Annotated in this window: 16 protein-coding genes; 3 read left to right on the top strand and 13 right to left on the bottom strand. The window is 59.3% G+C overall.

From position 1 onward, the window contains the following. Positions 1-199: 199 nt before the first annotated feature. From DDD63_RS03965 to DDD63_RS03930, 8 genes are all read right to left on the bottom strand, one after another. A complete protein-coding gene (locus DDD63_RS03965; protein ID WP_108715287.1) occupies positions 200-730 on the bottom strand; it encodes a hypothetical protein in 531 nt (176 codons plus the stop codon). A 10-nt stretch (positions 731-740) separates the two neighbouring features. After that, positions 741-1,199: a hypothetical protein gene (locus DDD63_RS03960; protein ID WP_108715286.1), complete on the bottom strand. Its 459-nt coding sequence runs from the start codon at positions 1,197-1,199 to the stop codon at positions 741-743. Positions 1,200-1,548: 349 nt separating this feature from the next. Continuing rightward, entirely contained in the window at positions 1,549-2,007 is a 459-nt protein-coding gene (locus DDD63_RS03955) for an LppA family lipoprotein (RefSeq protein WP_108715285.1), read from the bottom strand. A 4-nt stretch (positions 2,008-2,011) separates the two neighbouring features. Further along, complete coding sequence (locus tag DDD63_RS03950) at positions 2,012-3,619, bottom strand: alpha/beta hydrolase (protein ID WP_108715284.1); 1,608 nt, start codon at positions 3,617-3,619, stop codon at positions 2,012-2,014. Further along, positions 3,616-3,969 (bottom strand): hypothetical protein, encoded by a 354-nt coding sequence (locus DDD63_RS03945; RefSeq protein WP_125482428.1) that lies wholly within the window; start codon positions 3,967-3,969, stop codon positions 3,616-3,618. Before DDD63_RS03945 ends, DDD63_RS03950 begins: the two co-directional genes overlap by 4 nt. 241 nt (positions 3,970-4,210) lie before the next feature. After that, a complete protein-coding gene (locus tag DDD63_RS03940; RefSeq protein ID WP_108715282.1) occupies positions 4,211-4,705 on the bottom strand; it encodes an alpha/beta hydrolase in 495 nt (164 codons plus the stop codon). Positions 4,706-4,740: 35 nt separating this feature from the next. Further along, the gene (locus tag DDD63_RS13090) at positions 4,741-5,853 is read right to left on the bottom strand and encodes an alpha/beta hydrolase (RefSeq protein WP_108715281.1); all 1,113 of its coding nucleotides are present in this window, start codon (positions 5,851-5,853) and stop codon (positions 4,741-4,743) included. Further along, complete coding sequence (locus tag DDD63_RS03930; protein ID WP_205647311.1) at positions 5,813-6,157, bottom strand: hypothetical protein; 345 nt, start codon at positions 6,155-6,157, stop codon at positions 5,813-5,815. Before DDD63_RS03930 ends, DDD63_RS13090 begins: the two co-directional genes overlap by 41 nt. A 164-nt stretch (positions 6,158-6,321) precedes the next feature. Here DDD63_RS03930 and DDD63_RS03925 point away from each other — a divergent pair, with 164 nt between their 5' ends. Then, positions 6,322-7,026 carry an exonuclease domain-containing protein gene (locus tag DDD63_RS03925; protein WP_108715279.1) on the top strand — a complete coding sequence of 235 codons (705 nt, stop codon included), beginning with the start codon at positions 6,322-6,324 and terminating at the stop codon, positions 7,024-7,026. 148 nt (positions 7,027-7,174) lie between these two features. Here the strand turns inward: DDD63_RS03925 and guaB are convergent, their stop codons facing one another. Further along, complete coding sequence (guaB, locus tag DDD63_RS03920) at positions 7,175-8,683, bottom strand: IMP dehydrogenase (protein WP_108715278.1); 1,509 nt, start codon at positions 8,681-8,683, stop codon at positions 7,175-7,177. Between the two features lie 461 nt (positions 8,684-9,144). On the opposite strand from guaB, the gene DDD63_RS03915 reads away from it, so the two are divergent. Further along, the gene (locus DDD63_RS03915; protein WP_205647310.1) at positions 9,145-10,464 is read left to right on the top strand and encodes a serine hydrolase domain-containing protein; all 1,320 of its coding nucleotides are present in this window, start codon (positions 9,145-9,147) and stop codon (positions 10,462-10,464) included. Between the two features lie 918 nt (positions 10,465-11,382). Here DDD63_RS03915 and groES read toward each other — a convergent pair. Next, positions 11,383-11,679 (bottom strand): co-chaperone GroES, encoded by a 297-nt coding sequence (gene groES, locus DDD63_RS03910; protein WP_108715276.1) that lies wholly within the window; start codon positions 11,677-11,679, stop codon positions 11,383-11,385. Between the two features lie 544 nt (positions 11,680-12,223). Here groES and DDD63_RS03905 point away from each other — a divergent pair. Continuing rightward, positions 12,224-13,396, top strand: coding sequence for a class I SAM-dependent methyltransferase (locus DDD63_RS03905; RefSeq protein WP_125482426.1), 1,173 nt, complete (start codon positions 12,224-12,226; stop codon positions 13,394-13,396). 497 nt (positions 13,397-13,893) lie between these two features. Here the strand turns inward: DDD63_RS03905 and tsaD are convergent, their stop codons facing one another. The 3 genes from tsaD to DDD63_RS03890 form a co-directional block, all read right to left on the bottom strand. Further along, on the bottom strand, positions 13,894-14,937 hold the full coding sequence (gene tsaD / locus DDD63_RS03900) for a tRNA (adenosine(37)-N6)-threonylcarbamoyltransferase complex transferase subunit TsaD (protein WP_108715274.1): 1,044 nt from the start codon (positions 14,935-14,937) through the stop codon (positions 13,894-13,896). 907 nt (positions 14,938-15,844) lie between these two features. Next, the gene (locus DDD63_RS03895) at positions 15,845-16,603 is read right to left on the bottom strand and encodes a succinate dehydrogenase/fumarate reductase iron-sulfur subunit (RefSeq protein ID WP_108715273.1); all 759 of its coding nucleotides are present in this window, start codon (positions 16,601-16,603) and stop codon (positions 15,845-15,847) included. Then, entirely contained in the window at positions 16,600-18,567 is a 1,968-nt protein-coding gene (locus DDD63_RS03890) for a fumarate reductase/succinate dehydrogenase flavoprotein subunit (protein ID WP_108715272.1), read from the bottom strand. The genes DDD63_RS03895 and DDD63_RS03890 overlap by 4 nt, the downstream gene beginning before the upstream one ends. Positions 18,568-18,573: the final 6 nt, after the last annotated feature.

Here is an 18,573-nt window from a genome sequence, read left to right as displayed (position 1 = left end):
TGTGGATACGCGAATTGTTCGGTGTGCGCATCCAATGCGCAAGGAAGGGTGCGAGGAGGACTTTATGTTATGTGCGACTGCAAGCGTATCCGAAGCATCGTGAAGGTCGGGACTACGACTCAGCCCCACCCCCATTTTGATCAAAGACGCGCCGCCCATGACAGGAAGTGTTTTCCTTGAATCTCTCCTCAAATCCGCCTCAAATGCTTCCCTGCGCGGCGTTCCCAAGAGCCTCGCTATACATTCTGTCCACTCTCTCCGCTTTCTGAAGCGCGAGTTCCACGACCTTTTGCGTCCTCTCAAGAGCGTTCAGCCGGGCTGTTAGTTCGGCTAGATGTTTTGGAAAATCCTCCGGGTCCTCCGTTGGTTGCGCCCGGCCATCGGAGGCGTCCGTAACCTGACCTGACCCCAGAATCTTGAAACCGTATTGATCTGCTATGGAACACGCCTCAATGACCGCCAGTTCCACGGCATACGTTCCGCTCTGCGCTTTAGATGTGGCCGCGATAAGATCATCGATTGCGTCTACGAGCACCTGACAACGCTCTTGAAGCTGAACACGCCTGACTGCCGCCAAGTCAGCTGTCTTTCCCTGCCAGTCTCGGGAAGTGTCGCTGCATTCCAACTCCCAGTGAGCCCGCCGCACCCGCTTTCGATCTTCGGCCAGGGCTTCCAGGACCGGCTGAAAGGCAGCACTGTTCCACCTCCGAATGTCGCTCCACGTTACCATTGAAAACTCCTCAATCCTCCGAATCGCCTGGCTTTGAATGACGACGGAACTCCTCAGAATCCGACGGCGCGGGGTGCACGTTACGCGGATTCCTGTCAATATCCCACCCATCCGAGTGGGCGTCACCCGTTCCAGAAGTCCTCTCACGGCCACGCCGAGGCCGCAAGACAGAACCCGGAGTCACGGCGGCCATGCGTTCGGCAGCGCGCTTGTCTGCAGCGAGGAACCTATCACGTGTGCGCTCGAGGGCCGCCGCGAATTCGTCAACCGCGATAGCCAACCCCTGCAGGGAGGAATCAACAGCACCACCCGCGGAAGTCGCAGCACTAGCCGCAGGCGCTCCAGGCATGGCGTTACGCATCTCATTCAGACCGAGAAAAACCTTCACCTCTGCTAGGTTTTCAGCTGCGTTATGCGCACGACCCGCCGCTTTCGTGACTCCTTCCGGATTCATGTAGTACCGGCTCACTTCATCTCCTTTGGGTGGTTGGTGAGGAGTTTGAAGTTACACTACCGCAACGCGCATGGAGGCACAAAGCGAGGCCATCCATGTAGTCGCCGCCCAAAAACACGTGAGACGCTCATACTGTTGCTGACCAGAGCAACATGCCAGTCCTTCAGACGAAGGCGCCGCCACTCTATGACATCCGGACGGAGACCCGACTGTGCGGTGCCGCTTTCCGCGTGATTCAACATGCCTGTGGCAGAAACACACGCTACACGCTCAAAGAGACATGCCGGTAGTGTGCCGGTCCACGACGGCGCGAGGCCATCGCAGCTCTCAGGTGTCACTACTTCGGACCCGAAAGAACACGCAATCACACCGGCCGGTGGCCGGTGCTGTACGCGATGGAAAAGCCGCGGTTCTCACGGTTCATGACAACACTGATATGGCCGCCATCTTCCCTGTTATACAGGAAGAAATCGAACAGCTGGGCATCCGACTGATTAATCAGATAGGTGAAGCCGTACGGAGCAACCTCCTCCTTGACGATGTCCAGTGCGTCGAAGAAGTCGTTGTCCGTAAGCGGGGACGCAATGACCATCCCCTGCCGACTATTGATCGCGGTGCCGGTTTCGGTGACACCCGCATTCCTTTCGATGCTCCCGGCACCACGGCGAGGTTCCTCGTCCAACCAGGTCCACTCGAACGGGCCGAAAACCGCATCAATGCGCAGGCGCGCATCCTTCAGCGCCCGGTTCAGTTGGCTCTGCGACGTCTCAATATCGACTCGCTCTTTAAGAGGCTTTGCGCCATCCTCATCAAAAATGCTCATATGCCTAACCCGCCGTTCCTGCTACGACCTTTGACAGACTGTTCAGAGCAGTAGAGCCCTCATCAAGATAGGTAGAGTGCTCGCGCTTCGAGAAATTATCATTCGCGTCGAGCTCCGTAAAACTGGGGTCGTCCAGTGGCTCGTTGCCGAGGGCTCCGCTGAACATGCCTATCACATCGTTGGAGTTTCGCAACACATACTTGTGTCCTTCCGGAACATTCATGTCATAGCCCGGCAGCGTACCCGGAGAACCGTATACGGCGTAGTCGTCAACGACACCGGGCCGTACCTGCGCCACGCCGTAACTCGATGTCGTCGAACCATACGAATGACCGAGCACCGACATATGCGCATCACCGGCGCCTAACCGCCGCGAATCAGAGATTCCCTCTTCAAACGATGCCAGCGAGTCGCCGCCTCGTTTGGCATTATCGGTACCCGCGACCGACCAGTCAGCTGGAGGGCTTTGCGGCGCGTCGTACCCCAACCACATAATCGCCGCAGTGGTCTCTCCATTACCAGCAGCCTGCTCCGAATGCTGCTTAAGCCGTTGCATCTCTTCAACTTTATCGGGCATACTCTCAACCGTCGTCGTCATGCCCGGTACAACGGTTGTAATGTGGTCGGCAGTGTCCACATCGCCTACAGAGATAGCGACGTGCGCACGTTCACTACCCGGCTCACCCCACGCTTCTTCGTAAAGAAGGAGTTGCCCTTCTTCTCCAGCTTTAGCAAGGGCAGTCCGAATCGCATCAATCTCGGCCTTTTGCTGCTCGAGCGCCCTCTTATGCTCACCTTGAGCGGTTGGCAGCAAGGCATTAACTGCTCTTTCTTCGTCGTCGAGCTTCTTCAGATTTGCCTCATGACGAGCCCAAGCCGGTATACCGTCGAGATTTCCAAGCCCACGATAATTGTGTTTAACCATCGAGCGCTGTTCTTCCTCAGTCAGCGAGTTCCACCATGCGGCAACCTCTTCCGTTGATGCGGCCACCGGCGGCGTATCAGCGACACCCGGAGTGTCGCCAAGGCCTTCCACCTCACTGACTTCGCCGTTGGCCACCTTGTTCAGAGCCTCGACGTAGTCAGAGTTAACTTCCTGCGCTCGTGTAAGTGCAGCAGCGACCGATTCCCGAGCAGTGCCAAGAGCTTCTTCACGCTCAAGTTTCTCCTGCTGCATTATCGGGCTAGAGGGAGCCGCGTCGATTGGATCAGGATCGGTGACTTCTCCCGAAGAAGAGATATTGAAACCCCAATACTCCACCCTCGAGATCGCCTCATTAACCAGCAGCTCAACATCTCCCACACCGTTTTGCGCAGCGGTCGTCGCCGCCAGCAGATCGCCGATATTGGCCAGCAACACTTCGCAGGCGGATTCGAGCTCACTGCGTCGTTCTTGAGCGGCCTCAGCGCCCACACCCGACCAGCCCGTCGACACGTCGATAGCAAGGATATAGTCTCCCGCACCTTTGGCGTCCTTGCGGGCCGCAATCAGGTCATCAACTGCCGTGTCAAGACCAGAACTCTTCCAGTCCTTGATGTTCTCCCAGGTGAGGCTGAAGGCGGCTCCAACGGCCCCACCTACTAGCGCGCCGACACCACTTAGAGCACTCATGACTCCCCCATCGCTGTATCAAACGCCGAAAAATCAATGCTCGTCGTCTCATCCGTGCTGGAATACGACTGTTTGGCACTGTCGAGCGCCGAATGAAACTCCGTCAGTCCGCTCGCCAGCTTCTTCGCTAGATCGTCAACCGCCTGACCCGCCGAGCTTGCTGCGACCGCTGCCGAGGCGCCACTCATGCCGCTTGATACGGTTCCCATACCATCAGAGACCTGAACGTTCCCGGCGTAGTCGCTCGCCTCCTGGGTATTGGTCATGGCGCTATCGAGGCTGCCTTCTTCAACGCGTAGTTCTGACACCGCTGCCCTTTCGCTACAAGTGAGCACGACGTGACCAAGCATACCCTGAGCGGAATACTGCGTTCAAGGGCCGGTTGCATGCGAACCGAACATGCAGGGCGTGCGGGGTTGCTCCGCGGTGACCGGATTACACTACGCATCCAGCCGCGCCGATTGCCGGTGCCAATTGATCACCGCGTCGGCACCTGTGCTTCAACGCCCAATGCAACTGGGAATTTGGCACTTCCGAATGCTCACACACAGAGCGAGGTCACCATCTGCTCCCGAGTTCCAGTTACCTGCCCTACCCAGCCTTTCCTGCTACAACTCTGGACAGACTGTCAAGTGCCACGGAATCCTCCTCAAAATATGTCGAATGTGCCCCAAATGGATTCAGATGGAGGTCCTTGTTGGCGTCAAGTTCGGTGAAGCTGTTATCGTCGGCAGGGTCATCCCCATGAATCATGAGCGTATCGCCAACATATGTCACCGGGTCTTCTCTGTTTTTCAACACGAAGTTGTGTCCGTCAGGAACGTTGAGGTCATAGCCCGGCTGTGTTCCGGGTGATCCAAACGCAGCGTAGTCATCAACTACACCAGGTCGAACCTCAGTCAGGCCATAACTCGACGTCGTCGAACCGTACAAATGACCGAGCAGCGATTGGTGGACATCATTCAACCCCGCATGCCGGGAATCCTCGATCCCCTCCAAAAACGGCGCTAAGGCCGCACCGCCAGCCTCTGCCCGTTCAGGAAGCGCAGCTGATGCAACAGCGGGGGCGCATCGTAGCCGATCCATGCAACCCCTGCGACGCTCTCGCCATTGCCCGCCACTTATTCCGAATGTTGCTTCAGCCGTTCCATATCGCCCACCATCGACTCAATGTCTTTTGCAACAGTCGTCGTCATTCCCGGAACATAAGTCGTGACGTTGTCGGCTGTGTCGACATCGCCGACGGCGATTGCCGCATGAGTCATCGTATGCCCTGGTTCATCAGTTCGCGACTCGTAGAGAAGTAGTTGCGTATCTCCGTTCGCACCATCGAGTGCATTTCGAATGGCCTCGATGTCCGTCTTCCGGTGATGGAGGTCACTCCACCTTTGCATCTTCTCCGAGTCTCCCGGCGCCATAGGTTCCTCGTTGAGGCCAGTCGCGCGACGGTCGGGAAATGTAGCGAATCGCTTGTCAAGCTCCTCCAACTCTTCTTCGATCACCCGATAGTCTTCCTCAAATGCCCGCCGATTCGCTTTGTCACGAGTTGCCGCGTCAATCCCATCGAGGTTTCCGAGCCGACGATAGTATTTGTCGAACATCGCGTTGCGCTCCGCCTCAGTAAGGGAATTCCACCATGCAGCGACCTGCTCCGTCGAGGCGTTTTCGGGTGGCGCATCCGGTACGCCAGGCGTATCGTCAAGTGCCTCAACTTCACTGACCTCACCACTGGCAATCTTAGCCAGGGCCTGCTGATAGGTTCGGTCGACCTCATCTGTCTTTGACATTGCGGCGTCAACCGCCATACGCGTGTTTTCCAGTGCGGCATTGTGTTCGTCGGCAAGTTCCCTCGCCTCTGGGTTGGCATGTATTCCGACATCGTACGGGTGAGGATCAATGACCTCGCCACTCTCGCTGATGGAGAAATTCCAATAGCCGGCCCAGGACAGTGCCTCGTTGAGAGCCAGTTCAACTTCGCCGACGCCGTCCTGAGCTGTAGAAGTCGCCATAATGAGATCACCGATATTGGCGAGAAGGTACTCGCATGAGGCTTCAATCTGGTTCAGGCGATCCTGAGCCGCTTCAGCTCCGGCTCCTCGCCAACCTGTAGACACATCGGTCTGCGAGATGTAGTCTCCGACTGCCATGCCACGCTTCCGCGCAGAGATCAGCATGTCCAAGAAACCGTCAAGGCTAGACGCCTTCCACTTCGCGATCTGTGCCCATGTCACCATCAGCGGCCTGCCTCCCTGTCAATCGCTGAGAAATCGAGGTTGGTCCTGTAGTCAGGGAATAGCCCTCCTTCGCCACAGTCAGGGCGGATGAGAACTCGCTCAGTACATTTCGAAGTCGGGTACCCAGGGCGTCCACTGCCTCCGTCGCGGACTCAACTGTCGATGCAGCAACAGATCCTTCCATCGCTTCTTCAACACTGTTCGTTTCTGCGGTCACCCTGATTCCATCTGCTTCATCGCTTGCTGATTCTGCGCTACGGGCGGCCGCTTCCAGGCTGGCCACCTCTACGTATACTTCGGACACCTGCAACTCCCGTGGCTGAGTGAGTACTGTCACTCCCACGATACGAGTTGCCGTCCACAAGTACAAGGCCTAATCAACCCGATACCTACGCCCGGCCGTCTCTTCCCACCCAGCTATCTGTCGGAGGCGCCCGCTAGGCTTAGAGCAACGAAGAAAGGATTGTTATGTGGAGCGAGAGCCCGATTATCGGCTTTGACACGGAGACAACCGGAGTGCGGCCGGAAGAGTCGCGGCTGGTGACATGTTCGCTCGTCACCATCACCACCGAAGGCGTTACAAGACGCTACTGGCTGGCGGATCCCGGCGTCGAGATTCCGGAGTCCGCAACCCAGGTCCACGGCATCACCACCGAGCAGGCCCGCACCGAGGGGCGCCCTGCGGAGGAAGTCCTTGCCGAAATTGCAGACACCCTCGCCGCACACATGGAACAGGAATGGCCGATTGTCGCCTTCAATGCGGTCTACGACCTCACGCTTCTCGAAGCCGAGCTGAGCCGCCACAGCATCCCCACGCTAGCCGAACGCCTGGGCGGGATTATCTACCCCGTCGTCGATCCGTACCTGCTGGATCGGAGCGTTGATCGTTACCGCAAGGGCAAGCGTCGCTTGGAAGATCTATGCCGCCACTACCATGTGTGGAACGACGACGACTTCCACAACGCCGAAGCTGACGTGATGGCCACTCTGCGCCTGCTGGGCGCCATGCTGCGCGCCTACCCGGAGCTCGCCGAACAGCCACTCATTGATATTCAAGAACAAGAGGAACAGGCATACGCCGAGTTCATCACCTTCTTGAACAAACGAGCACAGCAGGAAGAGAGGCCACCAGCAACGGAAAGCGTGGAATGGCCCGTCGCCCATGCAGTGTGAACGGTTTCGCTGCCTTCACCGGAAGGCGCATCAGTGTCGGTCTGCGCGAGCATCAGTGCACTCGAATCTCGGTCCGCGCGAGTATCGGCCTACTCGAGTGTCGGTTTGCGCGATTCTCGGTTCCCTCGAGCGTGAGTTGCCTCAAGTGTCAGTTCGCGCGGCCCGCATAGTTCGGAGCCTCGACGGTCATTTGCACGTCGTGCGGATGCGACTCACGAAGTCCAGCTGACGTCATACGAACGAAACGCCCTCGCTCCTTCAACTCGGGAACCGTCCGCGCACCCGAATAGAACATCGTCTGGTGCAAACCGCCGACTAGTTCATAGAGCACCGAACTCAGCGATCCCCGATAAGGTACCTGGCCCTCAATACCCTCCGGAATGATCTTGTCATCAGAGGTGACATCGCTTTGGAAGTAGCGATCCTTCGAATAGGAACGCTTGCCACGCGAGGACATCGCTCCCAAAGACCCCATACCCCGGTAATGCTTGAACTGCTTGCCGTTGACGAACACCAGTTCGCCAGGCGTTTCTTCACACCCCGCCAGCAGAGATCCCAGCATGACCGTGTCCGCTCCTGCTACCAAGGCCTTCCCAATGTCTCCCGAGTACTGCAGTCCGCCGTCGGCAATCAAAGGAACGCCCGCCGGTCCGCACGCTTTTGCCGCCTCAACAATTGCGGTCACCTGCGGCATACCGACCCCGGCAACAACCCTGGTGGTACAGATTGATCCCGGACCAATGCCGACCTTGACCGCGTCGACCCCCGCGTCGATCAACGCCTGAGCACCCGACTGGGTGGCGATATTGCCGCCGATAATCTGCACGCCGTCAAACCCGGAGTCGGAACGCAAGCGGCGAATCATGTCGAGCGCCAGCTTTGCCTCACCATTGGCCGAATCAATGACAAGAATGTCCACATCCGCCTCAGCAAGTGCGCACGCACGCTCCCACGAGTCCGCCAAATAACCAACGCCCGCTCCCACGATCAACCGGCCGTCCGAGTCTTTCGAAGCATTCGGGTACTGCTGGGTCTTGACGAAGTCCTTCACCGTGATCAACCCGGACAAGCGGCCATGTTCGTCGACTAACGGCAGCTTCTCGATCTTGTGCTGGGCCAAAAGCCTCGCCGCCTCGTCACGTTCCACACCCTGCGGCGCGGTCACCAGTGGCATGGGCGTCATCGTCTCGCGCACCGTCCGGGTGGCGAAGTCCTCTTCCGGGATAAAACGAAGATCTCGGTTGGTTATGATTCCAAGCAACCTGCGGTCGTCGTCCACAACGGGCAGCCCTGACACCCGATACTTTCCGCACAGTTCGTCGAGTTGTGAAATCGTCGCGTCGGGTCCGACGGTCACCGGGTCCTGGACCATGCCAGACTCAGATCGTTTGACGACGCTGACCTGCGCGGCTTGGTCCTCGATGGAGAGATTGCGGTGAATAATGCCGATTCCGCCTTGCCGGGCCATGGCAATCGCCATACGCGACTCGGTAACTGTATCCATGGCGGCGGATATCAAGGGCGTCTTCAAAGTGATTCTGCGGGTGAGCCGACTGGTGGTGTCGACTTCGGAGGGGATGACATCTGTTGCTTGGGGAACCAGCAGAACATCATCGTATGTGAGACCAAGGAACTCAAACGGGTCACGAGTGCTCATGCCGCCATACTACGCAGCACCCTCTCCTACCCACTAGCCAGTCTCAGATCCGATGCATCCACAGCATCTCTCCTATAAGGCGCGAATTGCCGCGTACTGCATGCGGGTTCCGCCAGAGACGGCCTGGCGAACGGTTCCCGGTTCAAGGCGGGCATTGCCATCTACTGCATACGGGTTCCGCCAGAGAAGCAAAGTACCGACCTCGCGAACGGCCAGAACTGCTGAATGTCACCCTCACCATATAGCAGACCGAATGGCCGCCCTCGCCGCGGGCGGCGAGGATCGCCACAATACCGCATGGGGATCGACGGTGCCCTGCGCCATGTTCAACCCCACCGGCCAGGATCACCACACACCGCATGAAGAGTACACCCCAGCCCAGACCTCACCGCCGCTTAGCGTCACCGCAGCTTCGCTACCCTTTGGCCGCCCAGCGAAGATTCACCCACCAAACTGCCCGCATGGCGCGAGATTTTCAGGGAGAATTGATCACACGGGCACTTGCCGCCCTACTAACCGATTGGAGAATCATGGACGATTCACACATTGTTGATCCGGCGAGTGTAGGCGTTAGCGCTGATCGCCTCGCTCGCATTGATACGCTCGTCGCCAAACATATCGACGAGAATGCATACCAAGGCATGGTGGTCCTCATGGCCCGCCACGGCAGAATCTGCTACTTCAAGGCGTTTGGAAAGGCCGACGAAGGCGTGCCCATGGCAACCGACTCGATCTTCCGCCTCGCCTCCATGTCGAAAATCCCAACCGCCGTTGCAGTGATGCAACTGTGGGAAAAGGGACTACTCGACCTCCAGGAACCCATTGCAAACTACCTGCCCGAGTTCGGGCACCCGCACGTCGCCGTCGTCGAAAAAGATCTCAGTTACCGGTTGGTTCCAGCAACAAAACCGATCACCTTCCACCACCTGCTGTCCATGACCGCGGGACTAACTAACTCCTGGTGGGATGAACGCTTCGATCTTCCCGTCTATCACGTGGTACCGAAGATCTACGGTCAGCTTGGAGTACGGGACGACATGAATGCTCCCGATACAACTCTTGAGGAGAACATCAAGCGCGTCGCACAAGCTCCGCTAATCGCTGAGCCTGGCGAGATGTTTGATTATTCCAACTCGTCTGTGGATACCCTGGCCCGGCTAGTAGAAGTCATTTCCGGTCAGGACTTTGATTCGTATCTGCGCCAGAACATTTTCGCCCCGCTCGGCATGGATGAAACCTGGTTCTTCATCCCCGAAGACCAGAAGCATCGCTTGGCAGAATGCTACTGGCCCGGCAGAGACGAACGGCAGTATGAGAATGTACAAGTCGGCCCGTACAAGCTTGGCCCCGAGGGCGCGCATTCGCCCTACCGAACATACTTCTCTGGCGCAGCCGGCCTGCATGGCACAACCCATGACTACTACAAGCTGGCTCAGATGCTTCTCAACCGCGGCGAATTCAATGGCGTGCGAATCCTCTCGCCCACTGCAGTCGACATGATGACCACCAACCAGATCGGCGAGAAGTACTGGTGGCAGGGCTTCAAGAATAAGTGGGGATACCAGTTGGAGATTCAAGAGGGCATCGGTGCACCCGATGGATCGCCGGCCTTCTTAGGCGGACCCGGCGCGTACTCGTGGCAGGGCTATTTCTCCACCAAGTTCGTCAACAACCCGGCAAAGGACACCGTTATCCTCACGATGACCGCTTCCGACGCCGACGGCGCACTGCCGCACAACCTTCGCCTCATCGCGGTAGCCACAGCTGCCGTTGTTGACTAGACCTTGAGAGACCACCTGTGCCGACGGGCCGGAGACGGATCCATCGACAACCGCGAGCGCTCCACAGTCACTCGCTTGTCTCCCCTGCCGTGGCGGAGACTGACCCGTCAACAACCGCGAGTACTCCTGGGCGACAGTGCGTGCCAAGGCAGCCACAAGGACAGCGGCGCACCGGCAAGCAAAGCGCGCGGACGCCTATGCGGGTACTAACCTACCGGTTGCAAGGCCGGGTGATAAGTACATTCTTGGTACCGGCCTGCGCGGGTACTAAGCTGACGGCCCGCGCGGCACTCCCAGGGCCCCGACACCGCAGCGGCCGCGCGCGCTCTACGCTACTGGCCCGCACGGGCACTAACCTACCGGCCCGCATGGCAGTCACCGGTTAGTAGGGTGAGTCGCGAGGCAGTGTTGACACGTTCCCCGCCCAGGCGGACGCGCAGTCTCCCTTGGCGGTTCTCACGGCTGGCACGCGAGGCGGCGTTGACACGTTCCCTGCCAATGCCGACGGCTCCAGCCCACCGCGTGGGAGTCTCTGTGGTCGAGAATCGAGGAATGATGTCCAAATCCCGTCCAAACGACGGATAAGTTGATTGGATCAATTTAAGAAATGGCGGAATCATGCGGATTCCGCAACTCGACTCAACCGGCAGACTCTCGTTTGGACGGGATTTGGACATCCGCTACCGTCTGACCACACTCATCTGCGGTCCGTCTCGCCATGCTTGGACGCTACCATGCGCCGAAGAACCGTCGGACCACACTCATCTCCCAATCCGTCTGGCCTTAAACACGACTTAGCACAGAAGACACCGCGCACACGGCTTAATACAAGGTCGGGACGGCCAAACGCAAAGGTCGGGACGGCCAAATGCAAAGGTCGGGACGACCCTAGGACCGTCCCGACCTTTATCAGCAGTCTTACTTCTCGACGACCGCCAGCACGTCGCGCGAGGACAGGATGATGTACTCATCCGCACCGTACTTGATCTCGGTACCGCCGTACTTGGAGTAAATGACCACGTCACCCTCCTTGACGTCAACCGGAACACGGTTGCCCTTGTCGTCAATGCGTCCCGGCCCAACGGCAAGGACCTTCCCCTCCTGCGGCTTCTCCTTGGCCGTGTCCGGAAGGACAAGGCCGGAGGCCGTGGTGGTTTCTGCTTCCAGCTGCTGGATCACGATGCGATCCTCAAGCGGTTTGATGGAGACCGACACTGCGGATCCCCTTTCTTCTTCAACTCGTGCTTTGGTTATGAAGCACCTGGCCGCGGGACCCGCCGTCGCGGGGGCCGGGCCCGAACCGGGCACAAGCCGTAGTTAGAACTACGTCCGTAAGAAGGTTATGCCGAAGTTAGCACTCGGTCAAGGCGAGTGCCAGACTTGTCGCAATCAACACCCCGTAGGACCGCTGCCCGCCCAAACTTAGCGCGACGCAATCCGGACACATCACGTGCGCGAATCCGCGCACATAGCCGCGCGTACCCAGGCGCACGCTTCTCCCCGCACACCCCGCCTGATGAGCGCATCCCTCGCCTTTCTTCATCCCATGAGATCTGGCACAGTGATCGTCAGCGCGGAGCGAGCACACCACGCACACGCCTATCTCATTGCTCTCTGCGATCCGCCAGCGCCAATTGGCACGTTTGCGATCCACCCCGCATCCGCAGCGGTCAACGCCTGCGATCCGCCAGCGCCAATTGGCACGTTGTGCCCCTCCCTCCCCGCACATCTCCCCTGCGCTCATGCGACAATGCTGCCCGTGGATGTTTCCGAGGTCACCGCGCTGCTCAGCCCGGAAGGCCGAGCCCTGTTAGAGTCACTGCCCCCTTACCGCGGCGACGACGCACTCGCCCTCGCCGGTCGTCTGCGCCGCGAGGGCCACGCGCCCGAACTCGTCGCCGTTGTTTTGACGCAGGCACGCCTGCGCCAACGTGCACGAGCCAAGTTCGGTAATCTTGCCGAAACCCTATTCTTCACGCAGGCCGGCTATGAGCAGTCAAGCCGGTGGAGCGTCGCCCAAACACACGCCGCGCAATTCGCACGTGCTGGGGCACGGCATGTCGTTGACATCGGCTGCGGGATAGGAGCGGATTCCCTCGCCTTTTGTGATGCCGACCTGCAAGTCACGGCAATCGAATCCGATCCCGCCACCGCACTTATTGCCCGGGCAAATCTTCCCGCCGCCACGGTGCTGTGCGAAGACGGTGTGACCGCAATGGTTCCAGACACCGACGCGGTGTGGTTAGACCCGGCACGCCGCACATCGACCGGCAGGCGCATAAAGGATCCACAGAGCTGGTCACCCACTTACGGGCAGGCGCTTGACATTGCTGCCTCCTACCGCTACTCCGGCATCAAGGTCGCTCCCGGCATTCCACACAGTATCCTCCCCGCGCAGGCACACGTGGTCTGGACCAGTGAAGGCGGTGAATTACTGGAGGCAGTCGTGTGGCAAGGCACAGGAACGCCCGGACGCTACGCCGTCGTCGATAGAGTCACTTTCAACTCCGGTGCCACATCTGCCGACGAACCGGTTATCCCTTCCGAACCTTCCGCCCTCGGTCCGCTACTTCTTGAGCCGAACGCCGCGCTTATCCGCGCCGGCGCAATCGCGCGATTGTGCAGCACATACGACGTCGCCCCAGTATCCGACGGAATCGCCTACCTGACCGGCGAGAAGCCACTGCCCGGATGTGATTCTTTTGCGATCCGGGAAGTTCTCCGCAATGATGCCAAGGACATCAAGCGGGCGCTGGACGCCCACGGAATCGGAGCGCTGGAGATTAAGAAACGCGGCACCGACACCGACGTCGAGCTGTTACGGAAGAGAATCGGCAAGCACACCGGACGCCCCGGCGTACTCATCCTCACCCCGGTTCTGGGACGCCACCGCGCGATCCTGGCCGAGCGTGTTCTCGGCGAAGGCAGCTAGTAACGGCAGCTAGTGGGTGGCTCCACCTATCGGAGGAAGCCGTGTTCGGTTGGCCAGTTGAACACATTCGCGGTGCGGCACGTTGAGGGTGGACCTCGTTAGGCACGTTCATATAAGACGTTCCGGTACAGCATGCTAGGGGCGTACCCGTGCCTGCGCGGCATCCTGCGGGCGTACTCATTGCAGGCGTACCCGTGTGGCCTGTTCCTTGAGCGACCCGTGCGGCCTTCCCGTGAGCGATGCACCTGGTGCGGCACGCTGCAGGTGCGCCCTGCGCAGCATATTCGTTGAAGACGTGGTCGGTGGGGCATCTGTGGGGCACACGGAAGGCGCGTCCGCGCATGGTGAGCAGGACGATTTCACAGGAATTGGAAGTCTTCCCGGTCGCATGTTGCACCGTGTACACCGTGGCTCGGCCAGTGGAGGTCGCCGCAGGCCAAGGTTCCGTCTTACATGCCTAAGAGCTTCATCTTTCACGCCTAAGATCCCGGCTCCGGCTACATTCGTATCTTATTGAGATCCATGGCCGTCTCAACCGTGATGTCCAAAGATGATGGTTCCACCCCATTGCGTACCAGCTCCCAACCCAGGGCTGCGATCATTGCACCATTATCGGTGCAATAACGAATCGGCGGCACACGCACCGCGATGCCATACTTCTCGGCGCGCTCCGCCGCCAGCTCCCGCAGACGAGAGTTGGCCGAGAAACCGCCGCCAATCACCAGGGTGTCGCAATCATTGACTTGGCAAGCTGCCATTGCCTTCTCTACCAGTACATCGGCTACCGCCTCGGAAAATCCGGCTGCGATATCGGCCTTAGGCAGTTCCTCGCCGCGCGCCTCAAGGTCTTCCACATAGCGGGCGACGGCCGTCTTCAGCCCGGAGAACGAAAAATCGTAGGGGTGACGGGCCTTGTCCTTGCCCCGGGAAAGGCCGCGTGGGAAGCGAATGGCTGTCCGGTCCCCCTCACGCGCCAAGCGGTCGATATGCGGACCTCCCGGATAGGGCAGACCGAGCAATCGCCCCACCTTGTCAAAAGCCTCACCGGCGGCGTCGTCGAGTGTTCCTCCCAGTTCCACCACGTCGGTAGCAATATTCGCGACCCGCAACAACGAGGTATGGCCCCCAGAAACCACCAAGCCAATGAATCGCTCCGGGAACGGCCCCTCGACCAATTCGTCCACGCACAGATGTCCAATAATGTGGTTGACGCCGTATAGCGGTTTCCCCAGCGAAAGCGCCAACGCCTTGGCAGCGGACACTCCCACAGTCAAAGACCCGATCAGCCCCGGCCCGGCGGTCACCGCAATCGCATCAATATCATCGAGCGCTAAACCTGCCTCATCCAATGCAGCATCGAGCGTCGGGATCACCGTCTCCAAATGTGCCCGCGAGGCAATCTCCGGGATGATACCGCCGTAGCGCGCATATTCGTCCATGGACGTAGCGGTCACATCCGCCAGCAGCTCGCCGTCTCGTACGACGGCGACACCCGTTTCATCACACGACGTTTCAATGCCCAGCACGGTAGAACTACTCACGGTCTCCTAGTCTATAGGGCGGCCGTACAGTCTGCCCGGAAGAGCCTTTCGCCAGGGCTGACACATACCCGTATCCGAGAAGAGGGTCGCACAGTCTGCCCGGAAGAGCCTTTCGCCAGGGCTGGCCTGGACTGAAATCCCCTGTGGAAGCCACACGCCCTGCCCGGCAGCACCTTTCGCACTGTTGAAAAGCCCCCTGAGCCTACAGCGACGCCTCCGTAAGGCCGCTACACGGCATCGTCATCGCCTTGCCCAGGCTCGTATGATCCCGGTTAACCCGGGCGAAAAGCCACGGGCTCCACGCGGACCCCGTCCAACAGGACCCTGGCCAAGGACCAGGAAGGACATATTCCAAGAAGTGGAGGACGTTGCAAGAAGTGTAGGGATTTCCACGACACTTCTCGAAAATCCCTCCACTTCTCACCATCATCCCAAGGCCACCATTCCACCACACCCACAACACGGCGGAACAAAGGCATCATGCCTCACACCTGCCAATTCGGCGTCAAAAGACCACAGGCCCCACGGGAGCCAGCACACCGCATCGGCGCCCACCGCGCGCCCTAGCTCAGCCTCGCCAAGCAACAGGCCTGAGCAACAGGCCTCTGCAGCAGTCCCTAGCAACAGGCTCCGGTCCAGGAGAACCTAGACCAAGGCGCAGGAAAGACTCGCTCGAAAGAAGTGGAGGGTGTTTCAAGAAGTGTCGGTTATTTCCCGACACTTCTTGAAACACCCTCTATTTCTCGTTAATGCTCCGGTTCTCGTTGATACTCCGGCTCGCCTGCAGCGGGACGTTAATACTCCGGCTTATCTGCAGCGCGATTGACCAGCTCGGTACCGTGTAGCCGACTACCGGCCCTTTACGCCTACGCGCACCACCTACGCGCTGCGCCGTGCCGCTGTGTACCTACGCGCTGCGCTGGCGCGCCTTGTGATGCATTGAACGTATCAGCTCCCGGTTCAGTAGCGAGATCAGCTCGAAGGGAATCTCCTTCGGGCACACACTGGCGCAAGCGCCAGTGTTCGTGCAGCCGCCAAAGCCCTCTTCGTCCTGTTGAACCAGCATATTCACCACGCGGTCGCGCCGCTCCGGCTCGCCCTGCGGCAGGAGGCCGAGATGCATAACCTTCGCCGAGGTGAACAGCATCGCGGAGCCGTTCGGGCACGCTGCCGCGCAAGCGCCGCACCCGATGCAGGCCGCAGCTTCGAAGGCCCGATCCGCGTTGGCCTTGGGCACAAGCTGCGAATGGGCATCCGGTGCTGCACCGGTGTTCACCGAGATGTAACCGCCTGCCTGCACAATGCGATCCAAGGCGCTGCGATCAACCGCAAGATCCTTGATTACCGGAAAGGCCGCCACGCGCCACGGCTCGATGGTGATGGTATCGCCATCCTTGAAGCTGCGCATATGTAACTGGCAGGTCGTGGTGCGCTCCGGACCGTGTGGATCGCCATTGATGACGAGCCCACACATTCCACAAATGCCCTCGCGACAGTCCGAGTCGAACGCTACCGGTTCCTCACCGGCGGCGAAGAGCTCTTCGTTGAGAACGTCAAGCATCTCAAGGAAGGAGGCGTGATCATCAACGTTCTCCAGCGTGCGCTTCTCGAAATGACCGGGATCATCCGGGCCGTTCTGGCGCCAGTACTCCAAATTGATTCTCACTTGTAACTCCGCTGTGTCATGTGGACGAATTGATAGTTGAGGTCCTCCTTGTGGAGAACCGGGGGCTGCGACTCGCCGGTCCACTCCCAGGCCGCCACGTAGGCGAACCGGTCGTCATGCCGGAGAGCCTCGCCTTCAGGAGTCTGCGACTCAGCACGGAAGTGGCCGCCGCAAGATTCCTCGCGGTGCAAAGCATCAATACACATCAGCTCAGCCAGCTCGAAGAAGTCCGCTACTCGCCCGGCCTTCTCCAGCGAGTTATTCAGATCCTTCGCGCTGCCGGGAACCCGAGCATCCCTCCAGAATTGCTCGTGCAACTCGCGGATTTCGCCGACTGCCTTCCGCAGGCCTTCGGCCGTCCGCTCCATACCGCATCGCTCCCACATGATGGAGCCGAGCTTCTTATGGAAGTAATCCACTGAATGCGTTCCCTTCATGTTCATGAAGGTCCCGACGCGTTCCTCCACGTTCTGCCGTGCCTCAGCAACAGCAGGATCGGCCGCATCAAGGCTTTCGAACGGCGCATCGGCGAGGTAGTCGTTGATTGTATTGGGCAACACGAAGTACCCGTCCGCCAGGCCCTGCATCAATGCCGAGGCACCGAGCCGGTTGGCGCCGTGATCGGAGAAGTTCGCCTCGCCGGTCACGTACAGGCCCGGGATCGTCGACTCGAGATCGTAATCGACCCACAGGCCACCCATCGTGTAATGAACGGCCGGGTAGATACGCATCGGGACCTCGTACGGGTCGTCGTCGGTGATCCGCTTGTACATGTCAAACAGATTGCCGTACTTGGCGGAAACCGCCTCTCGCCCCATACGCTGGATGGCGTCCGCGAAATCGAGGTACACACCCCGCGCCACTCCGTCAATCTCCGGACCAACGCCGCGACCTTCATCGCACATATTCTTGGCCTGCCGGGAAGCGATATCGCGCGGCACCAGATTGCCGAAGGCCGGGTAGATGCGCTCCAGGTAGTAGTCGCGATCCTCCTCGGGAATATCGCGCGGATCCTTCTTGCAGTCCTCTTTCTTCTTCGGCACCCAGATGCGCCCATCGTTACGCAGCGACTCCGACATCAGGGTGAGTTTGGACTGGTAGTCACCGTGCTGTGGAATACAAGTCGGATGAATCTGCGTGTAGCACGGGTTGGCGAAGTAAGCACCCTTGCGGTGGGCACGCCAGATGGCCGAAGCATTGCAGCCCATCGCGTTCGTGGATAGGAAAAACACGTTACCGTATCCGCCGGTGGCTAGTACGACGGCGTCGGCAACAAAGGTCTCAATTTGGCCGCTGACCATATCACGAGTGACGATTCCGCGTGCTCGGCCGTCCTTGACGATGAGCTCCATCATCTCGTGGCGGTCATAGGCCTTGACCGTTCCGGCGGCAACCTGCCGCATCAACGCCTGGTAGGCGCCGATCAGCAACTGCTGACCCGTCTGGCCGCGCGCGTAGAAGGTACGCGATACCTGCACACCGCCGAAGGAGCGGTTGTCGAGGTATCCGCCGTATTCACGGGCGAAAGGAACTCCTTGCGCCACGCACTGGTCGATGATGTTAGCACTGACTTCCGCCAGCCGGTATACATTTGACTCACGAGCGCGATAGTCACCGCCCTTAATCGTGTCGTAGAAAAGCCGGTAGGTGGAATCGTTGTCGTTCTTGTAATTCTTCGCTGCGTTGATGCCGCCCTGCGCCGCAATCGAATGCGCGCGCCGAGCGGAATCCTGGTAGTAGAACACCTTGACCGGGTATCCCATTTCACCCAAAGATGCCGCAGCAGCCGCGCCGGCAAGCCCCGAGCCGACGACGATCACCGACATCTTGCGGCGGTTGGCCGGGTTGACGAGCCGCGCATTGAATTTACGCGTGTTCCACTTATCGGCAAGCGGGCCGTCGGGCGCCTTCGTATCGGCGATCGGCTCGCCCTCGGTGTACAGTCCCTGAATCAGTTCAGTCATGTCCAT

Origin of the sequence: Actinobaculum sp. 313 (genome assembly GCF_003073475.1) — a bacterium.
Taxonomy (GTDB): Bacteria; Actinomycetota; Actinomycetes; order Actinomycetales; family Actinomycetaceae; genus Asp313.
Note: the sequence above shows the minus strand (reverse complement) of the source record. Positions and strands in the feature narration are given on the sequence as shown.

Coding starts and splice junctions, on each gene's coding strand:
- DDD63_RS03965 (WP_108715287.1), bottom strand. CDS start 730: ATGGTAACGTGGAGCGACATTCGGAGGTGGAACAGTGCTGCCTTTCAG.
- DDD63_RS03955 (WP_108715285.1), bottom strand. CDS start 2,007: ATGAGCATTTTTGATGAGGATGGCGCAAAGCCTCTTAAAGAGCGAGTC.
- DDD63_RS03950 (WP_108715284.1), bottom strand. CDS start 3,619: ATGAGTGCTCTAAGTGGTGTCGGCGCGCTAGTAGGTGGGGCCGTTGGA.
- DDD63_RS03945 (WP_125482428.1), bottom strand. CDS start 3,969: ATGCTTGGTCACGTCGTGCTCACTTGTAGCGAAAGGGCAGCGGTGTCA.
- DDD63_RS03940 (WP_108715282.1), bottom strand. CDS start 4,705: ATGGATCGGCTACGATGCGCCCCCGCTGTTGCATCAGCTGCGCTTCCT.
- DDD63_RS13090 (WP_108715281.1), bottom strand. CDS start 5,853: ATGGTGACATGGGCACAGATCGCGAAGTGGAAGGCGTCTAGCCTTGAC.
- DDD63_RS03925 (WP_108715279.1), top strand. CDS start 6,322: ATGTGGAGCGAGAGCCCGATTATCGGCTTTGACACGGAGACAACCGGA.
- guaB (WP_108715278.1), bottom strand. CDS start 8,683: ATGAGCACTCGTGACCCGTTTGAGTTCCTTGGTCTCACATACGATGAT.
- DDD63_RS03915 (WP_205647310.1), top strand. CDS start 9,145: ATGGCGCGAGATTTTCAGGGAGAATTGATCACACGGGCACTTGCCGCC.
- DDD63_RS03890 (WP_108715272.1), bottom strand. CDS start 18,567: ATGACTGAACTGATTCAGGGACTGTACACCGAGGGCGAGCCGATCGCC.